Source organism: Chryseobacterium sp. HNCC26DJ238 (assembly GCF_057180465.1).
In genome coordinates this window covers 1-4,854 of sequence record NZ_JBXUGI010000039.1, presented here as the reverse complement: position 1 = coordinate 4,854, position 4,854 = coordinate 1, and the positions used below count along the sequence as shown (strand labels likewise).

The 4,854-nt window shown below is 39.0% G+C and carries 3 protein-coding genes and 1 pseudogene; all 4 read left to right on the top strand.

The features are described from left to right. Positions 1 to 446: pseudogene (locus tag AC2A07_RS19555) on the top strand (DUF5977 domain-containing protein); the annotation flags it as partial. A gap of 10 nt (positions 447 to 456) precedes the next feature. Next, the gene (locus AC2A07_RS19550) at positions 457 to 3,945 is read left to right on the top strand and encodes a DUF6443 domain-containing protein (protein ID WP_484051779.1); all 3,489 of its coding nucleotides are present in this window, start codon (positions 457 to 459) and stop codon (positions 3,943 to 3,945) included. Further along, complete coding sequence (locus AC2A07_RS19545; protein WP_484051778.1) at positions 3,945 to 4,373, top strand: hypothetical protein; 429 nt, start codon at positions 3,945 to 3,947, stop codon at positions 4,371 to 4,373. The genes AC2A07_RS19550 and AC2A07_RS19545 overlap by 1 nt, the downstream gene beginning before the upstream one ends. A 76-nt stretch (positions 4,374 to 4,449) precedes the next feature. Beyond that, the coding region (locus AC2A07_RS19540) for a hypothetical protein (protein ID WP_484051777.1) at positions 4,450 to 4,854 on the top strand (405 nt) is incomplete at its 3' end.

Below are 4,854 nucleotides of genomic sequence, written 5' to 3'. Positions count from 1 at the left end.
GAACCAGTTCCACCGAACTTACCTATGACCAGTATGACAGTAAAGGCAATCTCCTTCAGTACACCACCAAAGATGGTATCACGACCTCCATCATCTGGGGATATAATACAACCCAGCCCATTGCGAAGATCACAGGAGCCACCTACGCTCAGGTGAGCAGCCTGGCAACAGCCATTATCGCAGCTTCCGATGCAGATGCCTTAGCCCCATCAAATGAACCGGCACTGATCAATGCCCTGGATGCGTTCAGGAAAAACCCTGACCTGACAGCTTACCAGATCACGACCTATACTTATGATCCTATGATCGGGGTAACAGGGATCACGCCTCCTTCGGGAATCAGGGAAGTCTATCTCTATGATACTGCCAACAGGCTTAAAGAAATAAGGGAGAATAATGCAACAGGCAAGATCTTGAAAGAATTCAAATACAATTACAAACACTAAAACACATCTCATGAAAAAAATAATCATCCCTGTCAGTGCCCTGTTTGTAGTGGGCCTGTCCCATGCACAGAGCACGAATCTAAGCACAAACGAAAATTACGTCTATTCCAAGACCTATCTCTCTGATCCTGCCCTTCCCAATCCAAAAAGTGTGGAAACCGTTCAGTATATCGACGGCCTGGGAAGACCCAAACAGGTCGTTAATATTAAAGCCTCTCCCACCCAGAAAGATGTGGTGACGCATATTGAATACGACGGATTCGGAAGACAGGTGAAAGATTACCTTCCTGTACCGCAGTCGAACACTCTGAATGGAGCCATCGTTCCCAATCCCCTTGCCAATGCGACGCAGCCTGAGATCTACGGAGCTGAGAAAATCTATGCGGAGAAGATTCTGGAAAACTCTCCCTTAGACCGCATTCAGCAGCAGATCCAGGTGGGAAATGATTGGACTGGTAAGCCTGTCAAATTTGATTATGACGCCAATGTAGCTAGCGACTATGTAAGAAAATATAAGACCACCACGACTTGGGTAGAAGGTCGAACTCATACTGCTGTTCAGCTGCTTGAGTATTTTTCACCCAATCAGTTATATAAAAATACAGTAACCGATGAAGACGGCAACAAAACCATAGAGTTCAAAAATGGTCAGGGACAGACTTTGCTGATCAGAAAAGTATTGAGTGCAACAGAGAACGCAGATACGTATTATGTGTATAATGAATATAACCAGTTAGCATATGTAATTCCTCCCTTGGCTTCAGCACCAACAGTAGAACCTGCAACGGTAGAAAATCTTTATTATCAGTACCGTTATGACGGCAGAAACCGCCTGGTCGAAAAGAAGATCCCCGGGAAAGGTTGGGAATATCTGGTATATGATAAAGCCGACAGACTTATTTTCACACAGGATGCCGTAATGCGACCTTCATCAAAATGGATGTTCACAAAATATGATCAGTTTGGAAGAGTGATCCTGACAGGGATTGTTGCCGGAACAGTAGACAGGGCTCCGATGCAGAATATGATTCTTAATAATTTAATTACAGAAAACAGAGATTCAAGCGGGTTTGCAAAAAATGGGATGCAGGTTTATTATTCAAATAATCATTTCCCTTATCTTGAAACAGTGTTGTCTGTGAACTATTATGATTCGTATGCTCCTTACAGCTTTAATCCAACCTTTCCTACAGCCGTATTCGGTATTCCCATTATCACTGACAACAGCACCGAAAATAATATCAGCACCAAGAGTCTGCCTGTGATGAGTTTTGTGAAAAACATTGAGGATGACAACTGGACAAAGAATTACACCTGGTATGACATCAAAGGAAGACCTGTAGGAAGCCACTCCATCAATCATCTGGGAGGCTATACCAAAACGGAATCAGAGCTTGATTTCTCGGGAACCCCGAAACAGGTGGTGACCCGTCACAAGAGGTTGAATACCGATACGGAAAGAATCATTACCGAGAACTTTACCTATGACCATCAGAACAGGTTGTTGGTGCATACGCATCAGGTAGACAATAACCCTGTAGAATATCTGGCTCAGAATGAATACAATCCCCTTTCACAGTTAAAAACAAAGAAAGTTGGCGGGATAAGTTCATCTACTCCTCTTCAGACCGTGGATTATCAGTATAACATTCGTGGATGGATGACGAAGATCAATGATCCTGTGAATCTTGGAACAGATTTTTTCGGGTACAAAATGAAGTACACAGATCCTGAATACAACGCGGTAGGATCTGGAAGATATAATGGGAATATTGCAGAAATTGACTGGAATATGTCTACCGTCAACAGCCGAAAAAGATATACCTACGCATATGACGGTTTAAACAGATTATCAGATGCGGTCTATACAGAACCGGATCAGACAGATCCAAATACCTTTTATTATAATGAGAATCTGACCTATGATAAAAATGGCAATATAAAAACGCTCAAAAGATTTGCCTATCCGGAAGTGGGAAGTACAATAGCATTAAAGGTAGATGACCTTGACTATCAATATGAGGGTAACCGTCTCACTCAGGTTATCGAGACATCTTTAAATATCGGATATGAAGGGGGTGACGGGATAATGGATTATGACAATAATGGAAATATGACCGCTATGCCTGATAAAGGTCTATTTAATATGCGTTATAATCATTTGAACCTTCCCTCAAAAATGTCTATTTTTCAGCCCTACAATCCTGCTTTTGGAAGTTATGATATGAATTATCTCTACAGGGCAGACGGTGTAAAGCTCAGAAAAAAATTTACATCAGTTCCCGAGCGTTCAGGAAATGTAACTACCAAAATTACTGACTATCTTGATGGGTTTCATTATAACCAGACTCAGGTTACAACTCCATGCATGTTTTGTCCGGTTGAATTTGCTTACGAAGAGCGTGCCTACCGGAAGGTGGCTCCACAGCCAATAGGACTAGAATCTGCTTTCGTACTTGATTTTGTGGGTACTTCAGAAGGATTTTTCAGTTTTAAAGAAAATCGTTACATTTACCAATACAGAGACCATCTTGGAAATGCAAGGGTCAGTTATGCTAAAAAAACAGACGGCACTGTAGAAATTACAGATACGAATGATTATTATGCTTTCGGACTCAATCACATAGGGGGTGTTAATAAAGGTTATCTGGGAAGCTATTACAATTATAAGTACAATGGCAAGGAAATTCAGGAGACCGGAATGTATGATTATGGAGCGAGGTTTTATATGCCGGATATTGGAAGATGGGGTGTGGTAGATCCGTTGGCGGAGAAATACAGAAGACATTCCACTTATAATTACGCTGTGAACAATCCAATTAGATTTATTGATCCGGATGGTCGTGGTGTTAATGATGTTATTATTACAGGTGCCTATAAAGATAAAGCCTTGGCGCAATTACAGGCAGCCACAAATGGTCAGTTAAATCTGACAATGGATGCTAGTGGAAAAGTTACTGCTGAACCAGTAAAAGGAGCAAAATTAACAGATGCCTCCTCAACATTTTTGAAAGCAACACAAGATAATTGCAATATAGCAGTTATAAAAACAGATGGAGATTATAGACTTGATGATGGTACATTTTACTCTGGCGGAGCTTATCTTGGAAGCAAAATGGCAGGAAATGGAAAAATGATAGGGACAAATGTTGTGAATCCGATGGTTAATGAAAAAATAGATGAAGCTTTAGGAATACCAGAAGGAGTTGGTACTTTACATGAAGCTCTTGAGCTTTATTCTGGACTACTTAACAGTCCAGGTAGTCCAGCTGCAACATCTGAAGAAAACAATAGTAAAGGATATACTGCTGCGCACAAAAATGCAAATAAATTAGATCCAAGACATAAAGATCCAAGTAGTGATTATACAAGTGAACATACAAGGCAAAATGTGAAAAATACAGATCGTAAACTATTATACACTGAAGAAGAAGTAATCTATACAAATAAAAAAACTAATGAACAGACTTCTTTAGGACGTTTTAAAACTACTCCATAATGAAAAAATTATTAACAATATTTTTAAGTTTTTTGTGGCTATTCATTTTTAGTAAGCCATTCCAACAGCCAAAAAATGAAATAAATTTGATGGCAAAGGTCGAAAAAATAGACTCTACAAGAAATAGTTATATAATATATATAAAAGGTAAAGCTGGAAAAGGAGTGTTTTCTATTCCTAAAGCTTGTGGCAACCAAAGTGGTTATAAATATAAACTACAGAAAGGAAAGCTATATTCTTTTAAATTGAAGAAATCAAATTCTATGCATATGCCTGAACATCAGCCTAAGGAGCATATTGATAAAGAACTACTAGATGGACAAGTAATCTGGACGAGCAAGATGAAAAGTACTTTTTATGAAGATTGTTTAAATATGTGTGGCTTGTATATAGATAATGAAGGAAAGCCTAAACGATATAAAAAATAAATTAGTATAATACCCGCTCCCGATTTTATCGTGTGGCAGATAACACAAAAACCCATCGCAATTGCGATGGGTTTTTGTGTTTATATACCTTGCAGAACGTTTGCAAGATTATCTTTTAACCGGTTATGAAGGAGCAAAGGAATATTTTGAAATTAATGATTATGACCTTAACGGAAACATTAAAAGACTGCAAAGATCAGCGGAACTTGTTTCCGGAACCACTGCGCTGAAAATAGACGATCTGAAATACGATTACGCAGGAAACAGGCTTATCAAAGTAACGGAAGAGCAGACAGGAAACAGCAACGGTTATCCTTACTTAACAAATCATAATACCATTGAATATGATAACGGTCTTTTAAATGGTAATGGAAACATGACTAAACATCTGGATAAGGGTATTTCTTCAATTCAATATAATTATTTAAATTTACCTGTAAAGATTAATCAGAATGCCCAGATAACTGATTACACTTACCGA

Excerpts from the sequence above, each read along its gene's own strand:
- AC2A07_RS19550 (WP_484051779.1), top strand. The coding sequence starts at position 457 with ATGAAAAAAATAATCATCCCTGTCAGTGCCCTGTTTGTAGTGGGCCTG.
- AC2A07_RS19545 (WP_484051778.1), top strand. The coding sequence starts at position 3,945 with ATGAAAAAATTATTAACAATATTTTTAAGTTTTTTGTGGCTATTCATT.